The following is a 19,391-nucleotide window of genomic DNA, read 5'->3' on the forward strand; positions in this document are numbered from 1 at the left end:
TTCTCCCTCAAGGGGAGAAGGGTCTAAGTTACTGCGCCGCCGTCGCCTTGGGCTTCAGGTAGCGGTCCAGCCAGCTGACCATTTCCCACTGGGTGTGTCCGACCGACTCGCGGGCGCGATAGCCGTGGGCTTCCAGCGGCAGGACGACGTAGCGCACCGTCGCCCCATTGCCCTTCAGCGCGGCATAGAAGCGCTCGGACTGCACCGGGAAGGTGCCCGAATTGTCGTCGGCGCCGCCGTGGATCAGCAGGATCGGCTCATTGACCTTGTTGGCGTAGGTGAAGGGCGACATCTCCGTATAGGTCTCGGTCGCTTCCCAGTAGGAGCGCTGCTCGGCCTGGAAGCCGAAAGGCGTCAGGGTGCGGTTGTAGGCGCCCGAACGCGCGATGCCGGTCTTGAACAGGTCGGTGTGGGCCAGCAGGTTGGCGGTCATGAAGGCGCCGTAGGAGTGGCCGCCCACGGCGATCCGGTCGCGGTCGGCGACGCCCAGAGCCACCACCGCATCGACCGCCGCCTTGGCGCTGGCCGACAGTTGCTCGATGTAGGTGTCGTTCGGCTCGGCCCCGTCCTTGCCGACGATGGGCATGGAGGGGTTGTCGAGGATGGCGTAGCCCTGGGTCAGCAGGAACAGGTGGCTGATGCCCGCCGGACGCACGAAGCGGTTCTCGGTGTCCACCACCTGACCGGCCACGGCGGCGTCGGTGAACTCGGCCGGATAGGCCCACATCAGCAGCGGCAGCGGACCGTCGCGATCCTTGTCGTAACCGGCCGGCAGATAGAGGGTGCCGGACAGCTGAACCCCGTCGTCGCGGGTATAGGTGATCAGTTCGCGCTTCACGTCAGCCAGTTGCGGGGCCGGATCGGGGAACTGGGTCAACTGGCTCACGCCGCCGTCCAGATCGCGCAGGCGCAGGTTGGCCGGATCGGTGCGGCTCTCGCGATAGGTGACCAGCTTGCGGCCCGCGTCGTCCAGAATGCCGACGACGGTTTCGAACTCGCCCTGGGCCGAGCGCCACAGACGTTCCGTCTCGCCGGTCTTCAGGTCCAGAGTATCGAGGAAGGGATATTCCCCCTGACGCGTCGCGCCGTCGCCCTCGACGAAGACCCCAGAGCCGTCGGCGGTGAAACGGATGGTCGAACGGCCGCGTGCATTAGGCTCGACAACCACCGAACCCGGATCATTGTAGCGGTCCTGATAGTTGCGATCGACCAGGACGCGGCCCGCGCCGGGGTTCGACGGATCGACCAGGGTGCGGGTCTCGTGACGGGTGTTGAACCAGCGGCTGTTGACGATGGCCACATCGTCGCGGCCCCAGTTCACGCCGGCATAGCGTTCCTTCAGATCCACCAGGGTGCGCGGGCGGTCGTTGAAGGGCGCCGGCAGCATGAAGACGCGATCCCGAACCTCTGCGGCGTTGCGCGGATCGCCGCCATCCTGAGCCTCGACCCAGACCAGGGTGGCGTCGGCGTCAGCCCGCCACTGGGCCGAGCGCGGGCCGGGGGCCACGGCGTCGAACGGCGTCGGCACGTTATCGCGCAGCGGCAGGTCGGCCACGCGGTGCGCCTCACGCCCGTTCAGATCGGTGATGACGACGTCCGCCGGGAAGAGGCTGGCGGGCACGACATAGGAATAGGGCTTCTTGACGCGCGTCTGCAGGATATAGCGCCCGTCCGGCGACACCGAGACGTTCAGGAAGACACCCGGCTGGCCGATGGTGCGCGCGCGACCGTTCAGCGGCACGACGGTCAGCTGGCTGGTGAAGTAGTGATCGAACAGGGCCTCGTCGCCCGCGTCGGACAGCAGATCCTGATAGGTGCGCACAGGCGCCGCGCGACCGCCGGTCTCGGCCACGGTCGGGCCCGAGGGCGGGCGCGTCACGTCGGGCGCGGCGCGACGACCGGCCGGAACGGCTTGAACCAGCAGGCCCGAGGCGTCGGGCAGCCAGCTGAAGCCCGTGCTGTTCGCCGCGTTGACGCTTGGGCCCGTCAGGCGGCGCGCCTGGGCCGAGGCCACGTCGGCGGTCCAAAGCTCAAGGCCGGTCGGGGTGTTCACCAGGAAGGCCACGGCCTTGCCGTTCGGCGCCCAGCTGACATTGGTCAGACGCGCATTGGCGGGCAGACCGGCGACCGGTCGGGCCGCGCCGCCCTCGACGGTCTGGAAGCTGAGACCCGTCAGCCAGGTCACGCGGCTGTTGGCCGGACCGTTGTTCTGCGGATTGATGCGGTATCCGGCCAGACGCAGCATGGGCTCGGCCAGTTCGGCGATGCTCGGCAGGCTGGCGCGTTCCTGCAGGAGCAGGGTCTGGCGGTCCGGGCTCAGGCTGGCCGTCGGATTGGGCCTGGAATCAAGAATCTGGGCGATCGGCTGGGGCGGCTGCTGATAGGTCGGCGCTGCGCCGACAGCTTGCGCCGAAGCGGGTTGGGCCAGGGCCGGCACGGCGGCCAGAATAACAAGCGCCGGCAAGGCGGCTTTCAGGATCGTGTTGCGCATGGTTCTTTCCCCGAAACTCAGCCTTGAACGCGGCCTCGTCCGGTTTGACGAAAGATTATGGGCAGGGTCAACCGCCAAGGTCGCCAGCCGGCGCTTGCCCGCCGCTCGCGCGCGCTTTAAGGACGGATAAGACCGCAATATTCATCAGACGGTGAAAAAGGGAGAGCGATGCGCAAGATCTACGCTGACGTCACGTCCGCGCTGGAGGGCCTGACCTTTGACGGGATGACCGTCATGTCCGGCGGCTTCGGCCTGTGCGGCATTCCCGAAAATCTGATCGCCGGGCTGAAGGCCTCGGGCGTCAAGGGACTGACCGTCATCTCCAACAACGCGGGCGTGGACGGCTTCGGCCTGGGCCAGCTGCTGGAGACCAAGCAGATCGCCAAGATGATCTCGTCCTACGTCGGCGAGAACAAGGAGTTCGAGCGCCAGTACCTGGCCGGCGAGCTGCAGCTGGAGTTCAACCCCCAGGGCACCCTGGCCGAGCGCATTCGCGCAGGCGGCGCGGGCATCCCCGCCTTCTTCACCGCCGCCGGGGTCGGCACCCTGGTCGCCGAGGGCAAGGAAGTCCGCGACTTCGACGGCCGCAAGTATGTGATGGAGACCGGCCTGGTCGCCGACCTGGCCATCATCAAGGCGTGGAAGGCCGATGAGCGCGGCAACCTCGTCTTCCGCAAGACGGCCCGCAACTTCAACCCGATGATGGCGACCGCCGGCAAGGTTACCGTCGTCGAGGTCGAGGAGATCGTCCCCGTCGGCTCGCTGGACCCCGACCACATCCACACGCCGGGCGTCTATGTCGACCGCCTGATCCAGACCGTGTCCGAGAAGCGCATCGAACAGCGCACCGTCCGCAGCCGGGAGACCGCATAAATGGCTCGTACTCGCGAACAACTGGCTGAACGCGCCGCCAAGGAGCTGCAGGACGGCTTCTACGTGAACCTGGGCATCGGCATCCCGACCCTGGTGGCCAACTACATCCCCGAGGGCATGGTCGTGACCCTGCAGTCGGAAAACGGCATGCTGGGCATGGGCCCCTTCCCCTGGGAGGGCGAGGAAGACCCCGACCTGATCAACGCCGGCAAGCAGACGATCACCGAGATCCCCGAGTCGGCCTATTTCAGCAGCGCCGACAGCTTCGCCATGATCCGCGGCGGGCACATCAACCTGTCGATCCTCGGCGCCATGGAAGTGGCCCAGAACGGCGACATCGCCAACTGGATGATCCCCGGCAAGCTGGTGAAGGGCATGGGCGGCGCCATGGACCTGGTCGCGGGCGTCAAGCGCGTGGTCGTGGTCATGGAGCACGCCAACAAGCACGGCCAGTCCAAGGTCCTGAAGGCCTGCACCCTGCCCCTGACGGGCACCGGCGTGGTCAGCCGCATCATCACCGACCTGGCCGTCTTCGACGTCAAGCCGGACGGCTCGGGCCTGGAGCTGATCGAACTGGCCGAGGGCGTAACCCTGGACGAGGTCGCGGCCAAGACCGAGGCCGACTACACGGTGGCGGCCGGCCTGGGCTGACCCGCCCTTCCCGTCTGAAAAGCGAAACCCCGGCGACCGCGAGGCCGCCGGGGTTTTTCTTGGCCTGAAGGACCCTAGTTCCGCGTCGCCTGGAACCCCTGCTGATCAGTCCACAGGACAATCTGGCGGCTGGCCTCGGCGGTGGCGCGGTCGAAGGCGGCGACGATGGCCGACTGACGGTTCTCGCCGGCGCTTTCGCTGACCGTGATGCGGTCCTCGGCCACGATCGAGCGGTCCCCCGGTCGGATCAGACGCAGCAGCACCACGATGTTAGCGCTGGGCACGGCGCCCGGCGCGGCGTAGTCGGCCTCGAACCGGCGTACGTCCACGCTCAGCAGCAGACCGTCGCGTGTCAGCGGCCCCGAACTCAGGACCGTGCAGGTCCCGCCGTCGGCGAAGGCGTTGCGCAGGGCCTCCTCGAACAGGGTCTCGGCCGGCGACACCCAGCGCGCGCCCTTGATGTAGGCGGCCTCAGCGCCGGTCACGGCCAGGATGCGGTCGCCGCGCGCCGCCTCGGGGAAGTCCACCCGGCGCATCGAGACGTGCACGTCCGGGCAGGCCGAGGTCGCCCCCGTCCCGGCGAAGGCCGAGGCCCCGCCGAAGCGATAGAGCTGGACCGGATCGGGCGAGGCCAGCAGGGCGCAGCCGGACAGGGCGCCGGAAACCGCAATGGAGGCGGCGGCGATCAGCAGGGAGGAACGGATCACGGTTGCACCTCGATTTCCTTGGACGGTGCCTTGGCGATGAAGTCGCGCGGGCTTTCACGCACATTGTCGATCAGCGACTGCAGCGAGCGCGTCGCCTGATCCAGCTGGCGGATGGTGTCGTTCAGCTGCGGCACCGTTTGCGTGCCGAAGTCGCCCAGCGGTCCTTCCAGCCCCGTGGCCGAGCGGTTGATCGAGGCGATGGCGGCCTGGGCCTCGCGCGTGGCGGCGTTGATGTTGGCGATGGCCTGCCTGCCGTCGCCGTCAATCATCTGACGCGCGCTGACGCCCAGGGCCTGATACTCGCCAACGGCGGCGTTGGCCTTGGTGATGGTCTCTTCCAGTTGCTGGAACATGCCCTTGCGGGCCTCCAGCTCGGCGGTCAGGGCCTCGACGTTCTTCACGCTGGACGAGAAGCTGCGGATGTTGTCGTCCGACATGACCCGGTTGATCCGGTTCAGCGCGTCCACCGTCTGGGCCAGAACCGTGCCAGACCCGCTGAGCAGTTCCGCAATGGGACTGGGCTGGCTCTGGATCACCGGCACGACGTTGTCGGGATACTGGTCCTTCAACAGGGCGCTGCTCGGCTCGCCGGCCGTGATCTGGATGTAGTTCAGACCGGTGATGCCCTGCGGTTCCAGCTGGGCGCGCGAGGTGACGCGCACCGGGGTCGTGCCGTTCAGGCGCACGCGGGCGATGACCTGATCCCCCTTCTTGGGATCCAGGTTCAGGGCCGTGACCTCGCCGACGCGAATGCCGTTGAAGTGGACTTCGCCGCCTTCCGACAGGCCGCGCACAGGGCCGTAGAATACGATGTCATAGACATCATAGTCGCTGTTGAACTGAAGGCGGGCCAGCCAGATCGTGAACACGGCCAGCGCCAGCAACAGGGCGACGGTGGCGATGCCGACGGCGGCGTAGTGGGCGTCTCTTTCCATCTCGTCCCGCTCTCCTCAGGCGGCGCTCTGGTGGGCGGCGCGTCCGCGCGGCCCCAGGAAGTATTCCTTGATCCACGGATGATCGGAACGCTCCAGTTCCTGAACCGTGGCCTTTTCGACGACGTGCTTGTCAGCCAGCACCGCCACCTCGTCGCAGATGGCGTAGAGGCTATCGAGGTCGTGGGTGATCATGAAGACCGTCAGGTCCAGATCGTCCGACAGGTCGCGGATCAGCTGATCGAAGGCGGCCGCCCCGATCGGGTCGAGGCCCGCCGTCGGTTCGTCCAGAAAGATCAGCTCCGGGTCCAGGGCCAGGGCGCGCGCCAGGCCGACCCGCTTGCGCATCCCGCCCGACAGCTCGGCGGGTTTCAGATAAAGCGCCTCGGGCTTCAACCCGACCATGGCGATCTTCATCTCGGCCAGTTCACGGATCACGTTGCGCGGCAGATTGGTGTGTTCGACCAGGGGCGAGGCCACATTGTCCAGCACCGTCAGCGAAGAGAACAGCGCCCCCTGCTGAAACAGGACCCCGGTGCGCCGCTCGACCTCGGCCGCCTCGGCCTTGGTCATCGCATCCCGGTCATAGCCGAACAGTTTGACCGACCCGCCCTCGGGCTGCTTCAGACCGATGATGGAGTTCAGCAGCACCGTCTTGCCGGTGCCGGAGCCGCCGACGACGCCCAGAACCTCGCCGCGACGCACGTCCAGATCGAGGTCCTGATGGATGACCCGGTCGCCGAACTGGCTCAGCAGGCCGCGCACCTCGATGACGTTGTCACGCTTCGGCTTTTCCTGGCGCGGCGTCACAGGTTCAGCTCCAGGAAGATCATGGCGAAGACAGCGTCCAGGAAGATGATGGCGAAGATGGCCTGGACCACGGCCGCCGTGACCCGGCGCCCCAGGCTTTCGACATCGCCGGCCACCGACATGCCCTGGCGACAGCCGATGGCGGCCACCACCACGGCGAAGACCGGCGCCTTGACCAGGCCGACCATCAGGTGGGTGTCCATCATGGGGTCTTCGGTGATGCGCTGGATGAAGAAGGCCGGGCCGTAGGCCAGCTCGCTCCAGGTCACCAGGGCTCCGCCGAACAGCCCCGCCACCATGCCGACGAAGGTCAGCAGGGGCAGCATGATCAGCATGGCCGCCAGACGCGGAATCACCAGGGCCTGGAAGGGGTCCACGCCCATGACCTGCATGGCGTCGACCTCCTGGTTCATCCTCATCGATCCGATCTCGGCGGCGAAGGACGAGGCGGAACGACCGGCCAGAAGGACCGAGGTGATGACAACGGCGAATTCACGAAGCACCGACACGGCGACCAACTGGACGGTGAAAACCCCCGCTCCGAACTGGGTCAGCAGATTGGCGCCGAGAAAGGCGATAACCGCGCCGATGAAGAAGTTGGTCACGGCGATGATGGGGATGGCGTCCAGCCCCGACCGTTCGGCCTGACTGAACCAGGCCGGCCAGCGAATGGCGCCGGGGTGCTTGAGTGCCGAACCCACGGCGACGATCAATCGCCCCAGGAAGGCCAGGGACAACAAGGCCTCAGCCAGAAAATCGTAAACGCCCAGACCGATCTTGGCGAAGGTGCGGGTGACTGGATGCGAACGACGCGGCGGGTTGCAGGACGCGCGATCCAGCTTCTCGACCATGGCGTAGATACGGCCCGCTTCCGGACGCTGGGCCCAGGCCGCCTCGGGAATGGGTTGAGACGTGGCGCTGGCGATGGCCCAGGCCCCGGCCGTGTCGAAACGGCCAAGTTCAGCCAGGTCCAGCCCGCTCACGGCGCGACCAGCCAGGTCTGCTTCCAGACGATCCCCCTGACGACCGATGCCGGTCGAAGACCAGTCGCCCGTCAACCTCAGGACCGCCGCCGTCGATCCGTCTCCGTCCTGGATTTGATACTGCGCCGCTCGGCTCATGGATCAGTCTTCGACGCTGGCGAAACAAGGCCTGCGGCAAGGCTTAGACCGAGCCACGCCGCAGCTGTCAACGTCTGATGACTTCTATCCGCGCCTCTCGTCGCCCTGCCCTGCAAGCTTCGCCCTCCCTTTACGGCGCAGCTTGATAACGCCGGCCGCGCGGTTTCGTTCAGTCCCGCCGCGGCATGAGATCATCGCCGGTGTCAGCGCAGATAGTCGAGCAGCGACACCTGACGCAGTTGGCTGATCACCTGGGCCGAGGCCTGAAGAGCGATCTGGGCCATCTCAAGCTCGGTCACGGCCTCGGCCATGTTGGCGTCCGTCTTGCCTGACAGCATGGTGTCGATCGAGATCTTCCGCGTCTCCTGAGCCTCCAGAAGACTATCGACCCGGGCCTGCATCGAACCGTTCTTGGCCTGAATGCTGACCACGTCCTTGGCCGCCGTTTCGAAGCGCGTCATCAGGGTGGTCAAGGCGGTTTTCTGGGCGTCGGTCATCTGACCGTTCATCGGATCGGTCTGTTGCAGAAGCTGCAGGTCGCGGAAGACGTCGAACAGAGCCTGCCCGGCGTCGCTAGCCAGGAATCCGGTGTCCATCGTGACGGTTTCGTCCAGCACTGACGACTGCTTGAGCTGGTCGTTCATGAAGACGCCGGCGGCGGCAGGCATGGCCGCGAGCTTCTCCAGGTCCGTCGCCCCCGGAGGCACGTTCGGCAGAACCACCGCCTGCTGGTCCACAGCCCCGCCCGAAAACAGGAACTTGCCCTGATGCTTCATGTTCAGGCCGTCCTGAGCCATCTTGAAGATGGTCTCCATCTCTGACATCAACCCGTCCACCCGACCGGCGGCGATGGCGTCCCCGATCGCCTGGCGTGCGGCGGTCGCCGCGTCGGCGACCCGCCCCAGACCGAGATCCTGCATCGTCAAACGATCAGCCACCGTCTGGTTGGTGTCGATGAAACCCTGAATCCGGGTCTGGCTGGACTTCAGGGCGATGACGGTTTCCGACTGCCGGCCGAAGCCGACCAGATCGGTGGCGTTCTTCTTGGTGTTGACCTTGTTCTGCGCCTCTTCACCCCGCGCCTGCGCGTTCATCAGGTGCAGCAGGGCCGACTGATAGTTTCCAAAGGTCGAAACGCGGGTCATCGCATCATTCCGATCAGGGTGTCGTACATTTCCGACGCCGCCTGGATAAGGCGCGCCGAAGCGTTAAAGGCTTGCTGATAGGTGGTCATCAGCACCAGTTCCTCGTCCATGTTGACGCCCTCGACCGAACTGCGCCGCGTCGAGGCCTCCTGATACAGGGCCGTGGCGTTGGTCGCCCGGTTCTTGGCGATGGTCGCCTTGCTCCCGATCTCGCCGGACATTTCGGACGCGTAGCGCGACAGGGACATCGAAACGCTGCTCGCCCCGCCCGCCGCCGAGAAGGCGGTCGCGTTCTGATCCGCCTTGGCCAGCAGACGCCCGCCCCCGCCGTCGTTCTTGCTGAGCGCCGCCGTCCCCGCCGCCGCCCCGAGATTCAGTTGAGCCAGGGCGAGGTTGGCGGGATCCTTCGCGATATCCGCGCGAACGGAAAAGCCGCCGGCGCGGGAGGCGCGCGCGCCGCTCAGACCGAAGAGGTCGCTCATCGACACGCCCGAGGGAACCTGGCGCGTTCCATCCTCGATCACAGACATGGTCGACGGGGGCGCGCCATAACCGCTGAAGAGCAGTTCGCCGGCGCCGTTCAGGCTGAAGGCGCCCTGGCCGCCGACTCCCGATGTGGGATCGTTCAGAGCGGTCAGCAGTTCGGCCATCGTGCCCGCACCCGCCGGCACCGCCACCTCGATGTCCCTGACCCGCGAGCCGGAAGCATCGGTAAAGCGGAACCGGATCGTCTCGCCGGGCGTGAACCCATGCTGCGAGGCCGGCGTCAGGCCCGTGTCGTAGAGCGCCGGACGATCACTCGTGACCAGATCGTTCAGACCGAAATAGTGCGAGAAGCCACGCCCCGCCTTGGTGCTGGGGTTGGTCGCGTCGTCAGCGATGGCGACTCCCTGCCCCGCCGGCGCCTGGATGCTCAGGCGTCCGTCTATAAAGCTGGCGGTCGCTCCACCCAGTTGACCGTTCAGGGTGGCCAGGAAGGTGGCCGGCGTCGCCGCCACGCCATTGATCGTCATCGTCCCGCCCGAGAAGACGATCTCGGCCGAACTCTGGATCACGCCCTGGTCGTTGACCGTGGTGATCGTCGTCGTGCCGGTAAAGCCGGTCAGCGCCGTCTCCAGCGACTGCCCCATATTGCGACCGTTCAGAACGGCCGGCGGCGGAACGGCGGACGAGGCGTTGTGCGCGCGGTTCAGCTCATCCGCCAGACGCGTCATCAATTCGCCCAGGCGCTCGGCGGCGGCGGGCGCATCCACGTCGCGCAATTCCAGCAGACCCTTGATCTCGCCCGAAGCCAGCCCCTCGGTCAGCGGTCGCCGCTGGCCGTTAGGCTCTGTGATCATGATCTGGTTGAAAACGGTTTCCGGCGACACGGCGCCGGCGCGCTGATACTCCAGCTTGGCCGCGCCCTGTCCGGCCAGAAGGATGCCGGCGCCGGTGCGCACCTCGACACCGCCCACCGAGCGGGTCGTGATCCGCACGTCCATCAACTCGGACAGTTCATTGATCAGAGCCGCCTGCGCGGTCTGCGCTCCGGTCGAGTCCGTGCCGACGACATTGGCCTTGGCGATGTCGACGTTCAGCTTTTCGATCTGTTCGACAAGGCCGTTCACCCGGTCCACGGCGGTTCGCAAACGGCCGTCGGCCTCTTCGCGCGTGCTCTGGATCTCCTTGGCGACGCGCGCGGCCTCGTCGAACATGGCCTGGGTCTTCCAGACCGCATCCTGCCGCAGCGGACCCGAGGTCGCGTTTTCGGCCGAAGCCGAGAAGGCCGAAAAAATCTTGTCGATCTGGGCGAAGAATCCCGTGTCCGCGCCGGGGTCGCCGAACTGCGACTGGATGTGGTTGTACAGTTCATAACGCACGGCCTGGCGCCCGGCGTCAGCGCCAGCGTTCAGGCTGGCCGCCTGAAGGAAGCGGTCAGTGGCGAGGCGGATACGCGCGATCTCGACCCCGGCTCCGGCGCCCTGGCTGGCCCAGGACTGCTGGTCGGCCACCTTGCGGATATAGCCGGGCGTGTTGACGTTCGAGACGTTGTCCGAAACCACCCGCAGCTGCGTCTGGGCGGTGTTCATGCCCGAGGTGGCGATGTGCATGATCGAGTTCAGGGACATCAGACACGCGCTCCATGCAGGGCCGCGCCCGGCAAGCCTTGCTGGCCTGCGCGCAAATCTTGCCCGGCTTTCCGGTTAGCCATTCTAGCCAACTCCTTGAATTTATTAAACATCGGCTTTCCAGCCCCTGTGCGTTCGCCAAACACGGCGCAATTCGCGGGCCATGCCGCCGCCAGGTCAGGACCGCCCGGCGTCGCCCGGCAAAAAGCGCAAGGTGCGGCAAGATCCGCCGGGCGAAAGCACCGCACCGATCACCGCCGAGTATCGTAAATTTCTATATTTTTCTGACAGTTAAACCTCACCCAACAACTTGGCCCGGACCTTGCGCCACGCTTTTCGAATAGCCCGAGCGCAGTAGGCGCCGCCCATCCAGCGAAAGCCCTGCCGCCTCTCATGTCCGCGCTCAGCGTCATGTCCCTGATCGCCCCGACCGCTCCGGTCAGCGCGAACGCCGCCACCGTCGACACGGCGGCGGACGAGGCCCTGTTCGCGGGTCTGGTCGCCGCCGTCGCGCCGTCGCTCAAGACCTCGGGCGAGGATGGCGCTTCAGTTCCGGATGCGGCGTCCGCTGAATCCGAGGCCGTCGGTTCGCTCGCGCCTGACCTCGTTGCAGAGACCGCGCCCTCCTGGCCGCCGGTCCCCTTGATCGCCCCCGCTCCCCTTCCGGTCGCGCCGACCTCGACGCCGCCCGCCGCCGCCGCAGATGCATCCCCGGCGCCGACCGAAGCGCCCGCCGTCGCTCCCAGCCCGCCGATCACGTCTGCACCGTCTCTCGACACAGCCCCTGACGCGCCGCCGAGCAAGGCCGCGACGACGGCGCCGGCTGGCGACGCTCCGGTCCAAGCGGCTGCGCTGCCGATCTCGGACGCGGCCCCGTCACCCGACACGCCGCAACAGACGCTCGTCGCGGTGAAGACTTCGGCCGCTTCCGTCCCGCCCGCGCCAGCACCCGCGCCGCCCGAAGCCCGCCCGGCCCAAGCCCCGGCCCAATCTCCGGCCCAGCGCGTCGCCGCCACGCCTCAGCCGATCGCGCCGCAAACCGCGGCGCCCTCGATTGAAGGCCTGCCCCAGACCGGACGGCCGACGCACCAGGCCGCCGCCCCGGACGGCCCGGCGGTTGCGGCCACGCCCGTCGCTCCGATCGCGCCTGCGACGGCTTCAGTCGCCGACGGCACGACCGTCCTGCCGCGCACCGAGACCGCTCCCGTAGCCCGCGTCACGTCTCCGGCGCAGACGCGCGTCGTCATGACGGTTTCGTCGCCCCCTACCGCTGCCGCGACCGCGGCGCGCCCCGCGCCAGAAGCCGTGTCGGCTCAGCCCTTGGTCGCTGAGCCTGTCACGCCAACTGCTCCAACCTCCCTGGCTGAAGCTGCCGCCCCGGCTGCGACTTCCGCTCCGGTCGCAGCGCCAGCCTCGCGCCCGACGGCGACCGTCGCGCAGCAACCTGCCGCCCCCTCGACCGCGCAGCCTGCCCCGTCCGCCTCGACCGACGACGCAGCCGATGCGGCGGAGCCGGCCGCCGCCCCCGCCGTCGCTTCGAGCGACGGCGAAACCGAGGTCGCGGCCCAGACCCCGCCGCAAACGGCCCCCGCCCCGGCCCGCAACGGCTCGGCGCGTCTGGACGAACGCCGCTCCAACGCCGCCACAGCCAACGCCCCGGCTGAAGCCAAGGCTGACACGAACATCAGCGCCCGGTCGATCCTGCCGACCTCGACGCCGTCCGTCGCCGCTCCCGCCGCCACGCCCCCCGCCCAGGGCGACGCAGCCGCCCCCGCACTCGCGCAGCCGGCGGTCGTGGACGCCGCCCTGCCCGACGCCCAGCCAGATCTGGCGCCGTCGCAACAGTTGCTGGACGCCCAGACCGCTGCACCGACCACCCATCGCGATCTGGGCCTGTCGCAGCTGTCGCGCGCCACGGTCGAAACCACCGCTCAGCTGGCCGCGCAGATCATCAGGAAGCTGGAAGGCCGCTCGACCCGCTTCGACATGGCTCTCTCCCCCGAAGGCCTCGGTCGGGTCGACGTCAGCCTGGAGATCGATTCCGACGGTCGCCTGGCCGCCCGTCTGGCCTTCGACAATCCGGCGGCGGCCACCGACATGCGCGCCCGCGCGGACGAGCTGCGTCGTCAGCTTCAGGACGCCGGTTTCCAGCTGACCCAGGACTCGCTGCAATTCTCGGATCGCAATCCTTCGTCGGGCTTCGGCGGAAACGGCGCCTTTGAGCGCGCGCCCGATCGTCGCGCCTTCGCCGGCGCCGCTCGTCTGGCCGACCAGGCCGACACGGCCGTTCCGCCTCCCGGCCCCTGGGCCTCCCTCTCGCTGACGCCTGACCGCGTCGATATGAAGGTCTGACCGATGGTCACCGCCGTCACAGCCAATACCGCCACCGACAAGCTCAACACCGGCTCGACCATGCTGGCGTCGAACTTCGAGACCTTCCTCTCGTTGCTGACCGCCCAGCTGAAAAATCAGGACCCGCTGTCGCCGATGGATTCCAACGAATTCACCGGCCAGCTGACCCAGATGGCCGGCGTCGAGCAACAGTTGCTGTCCAACCAGCTTCTGACCGCGCTTCTGAACGGTCAGGAAGGCGACGGCCTGGCCAACGCCTCGAACTATATCGGCAAGAACGCCACCGCCGTTTGGGACGCGACCAAGGCCGCCGACGGCAAGGCGTCGTGGAGCTACGAGCTGGGCTCGAACGCTTCGGAGGTCGAGCTTCAGGTCCTGAACGCCTCTGGCCAGGTCGTGTGGAAGGGGCCGGCCCCGGAAGCCGGAGCCGGCGTCCACGACTTCAACTGGACCGAGGGCCAGGACGGCAGCGTCTATACCCTGAAGGTCACGGCCAAGGACGCCTCGGGCGGCAAGGTCGACGCCCAGGTTCTGATGCGCGGCCGCATCACCGGCGTCGAGATGTACGCCGACCAGCCCTACGTCACCATCGGCAGCTCTGTCATGCCGCTCTCCAGCATCATCGCGCTCGACGAGAAGAACGCCAGCGTGAACCCGCCGACGACGGACCCGACGCCGACGCCGCTGCCTACAGATCCCGAGACCGACGCCTGAACGGCGCCTCTCTCCATTCCCCTATTTCCGCTTAAGGAGCCGCTTCAATGAGCATCAACAGCGCCATGCAGGCCGGGGTTTCCGGTCTTTCCGCCAACTCCGCCGCCCTGGCCGCGATCTCGCAGAACATCGCGAACGTGAACACCATCGGCTACAAGCGCACCCAGGGCGAGTTCCAGACCATCGTGAACAGCCAGAGCAAGGGCGCGGGCGGCTATGCGGCCGGCGGCGTCATGACCACGGCCCGGCACTTCATCAGCCAGGAAGGCCAGCTGCAGCGCACGACGGAAAGCACCGACCTGGCCATCGACGGCCAGGGCTTCTTCGTCACGACGGAAAAGGCCGAAGGCGTCGGCGCCACAGACAGCCGCCTGTTCACCCGTGCGGGCGCCTTCCGCATCGACAACCTGGGCTATCTGAAGAACAGCGCCGGTCTGTACCTGCAGGGCTGGCCGGTGGACTCGAACGGCGACATCGCCACGGACCCGTCGGACCTGACCCGTCTGCGCTCGATCAACATCGGCACGGTCGGCGGCACCGCCGAGCCCACCACCCGCGCCCAGATCAACGCCAACCTCTATTCCGGCCAGACGGTCTCGAACGCCGCCAGCCCGAACAAGTACACGAACGTGCCCATCGTCCCCGCCGCTTCGGGGCCCAAGGACTTCACCGTTCGCTACTCGCCGACCGGCAACGCCAACGAGTACAACGTCACCGTCAAGACCGGCATCCAGACCATCAACGCCGTGGCGACCTATGACGCCGCCGGCGCCCTGGCCAGCCTGACCGTCGGCGGCGTGGCCCAGTCCCTGACCGACCTCGACCTGGGCGGCGGCGACACGGTGTCGCTGGGCTCGCCCGGCCTGGGCATCATCAACAACAACGTCGCCAAGACCAAGTACGACCCCTCGATCAACTCGATGGCCATGTACAATGGCGAGGACGACAACCCCCTGGGCGTGAAGCCAGACTTCAAGATCAACATCCCGGTCTCGGACTCCAAGGGCGGTCAGCGCAACATCGAAATCCGCCTGCTGAAGAGCGATCAACCGAACGAATGGTACGCCGAGATCGTCGCCGTTCCGGCCGATGACGTGATCACGGGCGGCGCCTATTCCAACGGCCAGATCAAGAAGGGCATCATCGCCTTCACCCCGGCCGGCCGTCTGGACATTTCGACCATGCAGACCTGGCCCGCCGGCAAGGGCCTGTTCGACGACCCGGCCAATGCCGTGCTCGACTTCGGTCGTTCGGATCCCAATACCGTCATCGATCCGGCCAACCCGGCCGACGACTTCAAGGTGAAGTGGGCCGACGGCCTGGGCATCTCGGCCCAGACCCTGACCCTGGACCTCGCCACCTCGGCCGGCGGCCTCAGCCAGCTGAACACGGCCTCGATCGTGCAATCGACGGTCACCAACGGCACCGCCTTCGGCAACCTGTCGGACATCAAGATCGACGAGAGCGGCTTCGTCACCGCCATCTTCGACAACGGCGTCATGCGCCGGATCGCCCAGGTCGCCATCGCCACCTTCCCCAGCCCCGACAGCCTGCGCCAGGTCACCGGCAACGCCTTCCGCGTCAGCCTGGACAGCGGCACCTTCAACCTGAAGGCGGCGGGCACGGGCGGCGCGGGCATGATCGCGGCCCAGCAGCTGGAATCCTCGACCGTCGACCTCTCGGCCGAGTTCACCAGCCTGATCACCACCCAGCGCGCCTATTCGGCCTCGTCCAAGATCATCACGACAGCGGACGAGATGCTGGCTGAGCTGCTCAGCATCAAGCGCTGATCGGCTAACCGGAATCGATGAGTAAGCCTCCGTTAGACTCGATGAATCCTTCGTTTCCGGCGCCGCGCATACGCCGGGGACGGAGGATGCGTCTTAGCCATTCCTTCACCACGACGCTTAAACGCCCCTTAGCCGGGGCGCCCCTAGGGTACGCGTCGATGGTGGTGGTGAAAGAGGCTTAAGCCCATGCTGCAAGAGCGACGCCTGAATAGTAGAGGCGAACAATATGTGGTCGGCCCGACGGGCACGCCGCTGACCCTGCGGGATCTTCCGCCGGCGGATACGAACCGCTGGGTGATCCGCCGCAAGGCCGAAGTGGTCGCCGCCGTTCGCGGCGGTCTGATCAGCCTGGAGGACGCCCTGACGAAGTATCGTCTGACGGCCGAGGAATTCATCGCCTGGCAACAGGCGATCGACAAATGGGGCATGCAAGGCCTGCGCACCACGCGCATCCAGAGCTACCGGGATTAGGGTCTCGCGCCTCGACAAGATCAAAAGGCCGCCCCGAAACGGGCGGCCTTTTTCATTGAGGCCTGCGTTACTCACTCCGCCGTCATCCTCGGGCTTGACCCGAGGATCGAGCGTCGGGGCGCACTCGACGTTTCAACATCGCGCAGGCGGACAATCTGATCCTCGGGTCAAGCCCGAGGATGACGGCGAGCATGGTTTTAACGCCTCCGCCTCGAAATCGAACGCAGGGGCCTCTATATGGCGGCGATGACCCTGGCTGACGACATCTGCCCCGTTCCGACCATCGCCCCCATGTCCGGCGCCGCCGACATGGACGCCGCGATCGAGAGCGCGCGACAGGCCGTCGGCCTGCCGGTCGGATCGCGCGTGGTCGCGGCCATGTCGGGCGGGGTGGATTCCACCGTCGTCGCCGCCCTGCTGGCCAAGGCCGGCTATGACGTGGTCGGCGTCACCCTGCAGCTTTACGATCACGGCGCCGCGCTCAAGAAGAAGGGCGCCTGCTGCGCCGGGCAAGACATCCACGACGCCCGTCTTGCCGCCGAGCTCATCGGCATTCCCCACTATGTCCTCGACTACGAAAGCCGCTTCAAGGACGCGGTCATCGACCAGTTCGCGGACTCTTACCTCAAGGGCCAAACGCCGGTCCCCTGCATCCGCTGCAATCAGACCGTGAAGTTCCGCGACCTGCTGGACGTCGCCCGCGACCTCGGCGCCGAGGCCATGGCCACAGGCCACTACGTCCGCCGCGCCGCAGTCGGCAACCGCTCGCAGATGCGCAAGGCGATCGACCATTCGCGCGACCAGTCCTACTTCCTGTTCGCCACGACCCAGGATCAGCTCGACTACCTGCGCTTCCCCCTGGCCGATCTGGAAAAGCCCCAGGTGCGCGGCGTCGCCGCCGCTCTGGGCCTGCGCATCGCCGCCAAGCCCGACAGCCAGGACATCTGCTTCGTCCCGTCGGGCGACTACCGGACCCTGATCGACCGCCTGCGTCCGCAAGGACGCGAAGCCGGCGAGATCGTGCACATGGACGGTCGGATTCTGGGTCAACACGGCGGCATCACCGACTACACCATCGGCCAGCGCCGGGGTCTGAACGTCGCTGTGGGCGAGCCCCTGTTCGTGACGAAACTGGACCCCGACAATCGCCGCGTTATCGTCGGCCCGCGCGAGGCTCTGCTGACCGCCAGCCTGACGCTGGAAGAAACCAACTGGCTGGGCGATCAGGCCACCATCGAGGAAGCCGCCCGCGACGGCGCCCCTGTCCTGGCCCGCGTCCGCTCGACCCGCCAGCCCTCGCCCGCCCGCCTGGCGCTGGACGAAAACAACGTCGTCTCGGTCGTCTTCGAACAGGGCGAAGAAGGCGTCGCGCCCGGCCAGGCCTGCGCCCTCTACGATCCGGTCGACCCCGACCGCGTCCTCGGCGGCGGCTTCATCAGCGGCACGACGGCTGTCACCGCCTGATTTTCGGGCTTGGCGGGCGCCGCTCTCGCGTGTAGAAGCCCGGCTCCGAAATCGAGAAACCCATGTTCTTCAACATTCACCCTTCGCAACGGCCCATGACCGTCGACCGCCTGTTGGTCGAGGGCAAGGGCGCGTGCGTGGGAGGGGTGTAGAAGAGCCGTCGGTCATTCGACTTCGGTTTCCAGCAACCCCTCCCGCCAACCGGCCGGAGGGGTTTCTTGTCTGTGCAAACGGCATCCCCTCCGCCCGGTCCGGAAGGCTCACAGACAGAAGAGGAGACGTCAGCCATGCGTGGCTATGACGTAATCGAAAGCCCGGGCGTGCCGATCAAGGCCTGGACCCGGGGCGTGCCCATCGAGGATGCGGCGCTGAAGCAGCTTAAGAACGTGGCCTCGCTGCCCTTCATCCACAAGCACGTTGCGGTCATGCCGGACGTGCACTGGGGCATGGGCGCGACGGTGGGGTCGGTGATCCCGACGCTGAAGGCGATTATCCCCGCCGCCGTGGGCGTGGACATCGGCTGCGGCATGATGGCGGTGCGGACCTCGATCCGCGCCGAGCACCTGCCGGACGACCTGTCGGGCGTCCGCTCCGCCATCGAGGCGGCGGTCCCGCACGGTCGCACCGACAACGGCGGGCGCAACGACAAGGGCGCCTGGCAATCGGAGCCCCCGGCTTCGGCGGCGGCGCGCTGGGCGGACCTGAAGGCAGGCTATGACGCCGTAGTCGAGCGCCACCCGAAGGCGGGGCACCCGCGCGGCTACGGTCATCTGGGCACCCTGGGCACGGGCAACCACTTCATCGAGCTGTGCCTCGATGAGACCGGCGACGTCTGGGTCATGCTGCACTCAGGTTCGCGCGGGGTGGGCAACCGCTTCGGGACCTACTTCATCGAGCGGGCCAAGCACGAGGCCCGTCGCTGGCACCTGAACCTGCCGGATCAGGATCTGGCCTACTTCCCCGAGGGGACGGACGGCTTCAACGACTATGTCCGGGCGGTGTCGTGGGCGCAGAAGTACGCGCGCGCCAACCGCGAGGTGATGATGGAGCAGGTGCTGGGGGTGCTGAGGGCCGTCTGGCCCGATCTGACGACGACGAAGGAGGCGGTGAACTGTCACCACAACTACGTCTCCAAGGAGAAGCACTTCGGCCAGGACGTCTTCCTGACCCGCAAGGGCGCGGTGTCGGCCAGGGACGGCGAACTGGGCATCATCCCCGGCTCGATGGGGGCCAAGTCCTTCATCGTGCGCGGCAAGGGCAATGCGGACAGCTTCTGCACCTGCTCGCACGGCGCGGGCCGGGCCATGAGTCGGACCGAGGCCAAGCGCCGCTTCACGGTGGAAGACCACGTCCGCGCCACCCAAGGCGTGGAATGCCGCAAGGACGCCGAGGTGATCGATGAAACCCCGATGGCCTACAAGGACATCGACGCCGTCATCGCCGCCCAGGCCGACCTGATCGAGGTCGTCCACACCCTGCGTCAGGTGGTGTGCGTCAAGGGATGACGGGAGCCGGTCGTGCGCAAGCGCGGCCGGCTTTCGTCGTTCCGGGCCCGGCGTGGCGGAACGACGATCATTAAGATTTCGACAGAGCGCATCCGTATGCGCATGGTGAAGCCTCATCAGGTCATCACGCACCCCACGAGGCTCAGAATGCGCTCCTTCGCCTGCATGGTTTCCGCCCTCGCCCTGCTCACCGCACCGCCAGCTCTCGCCTCGCCGCCAACGGGCGCGTCTCCTGCGGCCCAGAACCCGGCGCC

The 19,391-nt window shown here is 67.2% G+C and carries 15 protein-coding genes; 8 read left to right on the plus strand and 7 right to left on the minus strand.

Annotation, left to right across the window (positions count from 1 at the left end; genetic code table 11):
• Positions 1-28: 28 nt before the first annotated feature.
• Positions 29-2,491: a S9 family peptidase gene (locus ACZ5XO_RS11055; RefSeq protein WP_464162402.1), complete on the minus strand. Its 2,463-nt coding sequence runs from the start codon at positions 2,489-2,491 to the stop codon at positions 29-31.
• Between the two features lie 168 nt (positions 2,492-2,659).
• Between ACZ5XO_RS11055 and ACZ5XO_RS11060 the strand changes: the two genes are divergently transcribed.
• Positions 2,660-3,364: a CoA transferase subunit A gene (locus tag ACZ5XO_RS11060; RefSeq protein ID WP_464162403.1), complete on the plus strand. Its 705-nt coding sequence runs from the start codon at positions 2,660-2,662 to the stop codon at positions 3,362-3,364.
• The gene (locus ACZ5XO_RS11065; protein WP_464162404.1) at positions 3,365-4,015 is read left to right on the plus strand and encodes a 3-oxoacid CoA-transferase subunit B; all 651 of its coding nucleotides are present in this window, start codon (positions 3,365-3,367) and stop codon (positions 4,013-4,015) included.
• A gap of 74 nt (positions 4,016-4,089) precedes the next feature.
• On the opposite strand, the gene ACZ5XO_RS11070 is transcribed toward ACZ5XO_RS11065, so the two are convergent.
• From ACZ5XO_RS11070 to flgK, 6 genes are all read right to left on the minus strand, one after another.
• The gene (locus ACZ5XO_RS11070; protein WP_464162405.1) at positions 4,090-4,722 is read right to left on the minus strand and encodes an ABC-type transport auxiliary lipoprotein family protein; all 633 of its coding nucleotides are present in this window, start codon (positions 4,720-4,722) and stop codon (positions 4,090-4,092) included.
• Positions 4,719-5,657, minus strand: coding sequence for an MlaD family protein (locus ACZ5XO_RS11075; RefSeq protein ID WP_464162406.1), 939 nt, complete (start codon positions 5,655-5,657; stop codon positions 4,719-4,721). The genes ACZ5XO_RS11070 and ACZ5XO_RS11075 overlap by 4 nt, the downstream gene beginning before the upstream one ends.
• A 15-nt stretch (positions 5,658-5,672) precedes the next feature.
• Entirely contained in the window at positions 5,673-6,464 is a 792-nt protein-coding gene (locus ACZ5XO_RS11080) for an ABC transporter ATP-binding protein (RefSeq protein ID WP_464162407.1), read from the minus strand.
• Positions 6,461-7,585, minus strand: a complete 1,125-nt coding sequence (locus tag ACZ5XO_RS11085; RefSeq protein ID WP_464162408.1) for an MlaE family ABC transporter permease — start codon at positions 7,583-7,585, stop codon at positions 6,461-6,463. Before ACZ5XO_RS11085 ends, ACZ5XO_RS11080 begins: the two co-directional genes overlap by 4 nt.
• Positions 7,586-7,788: 203 nt before the next feature.
• Positions 7,789-8,730 carry a flagellin gene (locus ACZ5XO_RS11090; RefSeq protein ID WP_464162409.1) on the minus strand — a complete coding sequence of 314 codons (942 nt, stop codon included), beginning with the start codon at positions 8,728-8,730 and terminating at the stop codon, positions 7,789-7,791.
• Complete coding sequence (gene flgK / locus ACZ5XO_RS11095; protein ID WP_464162410.1) at positions 8,727-10,841, minus strand: flagellar hook-associated protein FlgK; 2,115 nt, start codon at positions 10,839-10,841, stop codon at positions 8,727-8,729. Before flgK ends, ACZ5XO_RS11090 begins: the two co-directional genes overlap by 4 nt.
• A gap of 393 nt (positions 10,842-11,234) precedes the next feature.
• Between flgK and ACZ5XO_RS11100 the strand changes: the two genes are divergently transcribed.
• The 6 genes from ACZ5XO_RS11100 to ACZ5XO_RS11125 all read left to right on the plus strand — a co-directional run bounded on the left by ACZ5XO_RS11100 (position 11,235) and on the right by ACZ5XO_RS11125 (position 19,137).
• Positions 11,235-13,193 (plus strand): flagellar hook-length control protein FliK, encoded by a 1,959-nt coding sequence (locus ACZ5XO_RS11100; protein WP_464162411.1) that lies wholly within the window; start codon positions 11,235-11,237, stop codon positions 13,191-13,193.
• A gap of 3 nt (positions 13,194-13,196) precedes the next feature.
• The gene (locus ACZ5XO_RS11105) at positions 13,197-13,907 is read left to right on the plus strand and encodes a flagellar hook assembly protein FlgD (RefSeq protein ID WP_464162412.1); all 711 of its coding nucleotides are present in this window, start codon (positions 13,197-13,199) and stop codon (positions 13,905-13,907) included.
• Positions 13,908-13,954: 47 nt separating this feature from the next.
• Positions 13,955-15,697 carry a flagellar hook protein FlgE gene (flgE, locus tag ACZ5XO_RS11110; protein ID WP_464162413.1) on the plus strand — a complete coding sequence of 581 codons (1,743 nt, stop codon included), beginning with the start codon at positions 13,955-13,957 and terminating at the stop codon, positions 15,695-15,697.
• Positions 15,698-15,883: 186 nt separating this feature from the next.
• Positions 15,884-16,168 (plus strand): CtrA inhibitor SciP, encoded by a 285-nt coding sequence (gene sciP, locus ACZ5XO_RS11115; RefSeq protein WP_354087832.1) that lies wholly within the window; start codon positions 15,884-15,886, stop codon positions 16,166-16,168.
• A 237-nt stretch (positions 16,169-16,405) separates the two neighbouring features.
• Complete coding sequence (gene mnmA, locus ACZ5XO_RS11120; RefSeq protein WP_464162414.1) at positions 16,406-17,632, plus strand: tRNA 2-thiouridine(34) synthase MnmA; 1,227 nt, start codon at positions 16,406-16,408, stop codon at positions 17,630-17,632.
• Positions 17,633-17,919: 287 nt separating this feature from the next.
• The gene (locus tag ACZ5XO_RS11125) at positions 17,920-19,137 is read left to right on the plus strand and encodes an RtcB family protein (protein ID WP_464162415.1); all 1,218 of its coding nucleotides are present in this window, start codon (positions 17,920-17,922) and stop codon (positions 19,135-19,137) included.
• Positions 19,138-19,391: the final 254 nt, after the last annotated feature.

The organism is Brevundimonas sp. T2-11 (genome assembly GCF_055397675.1).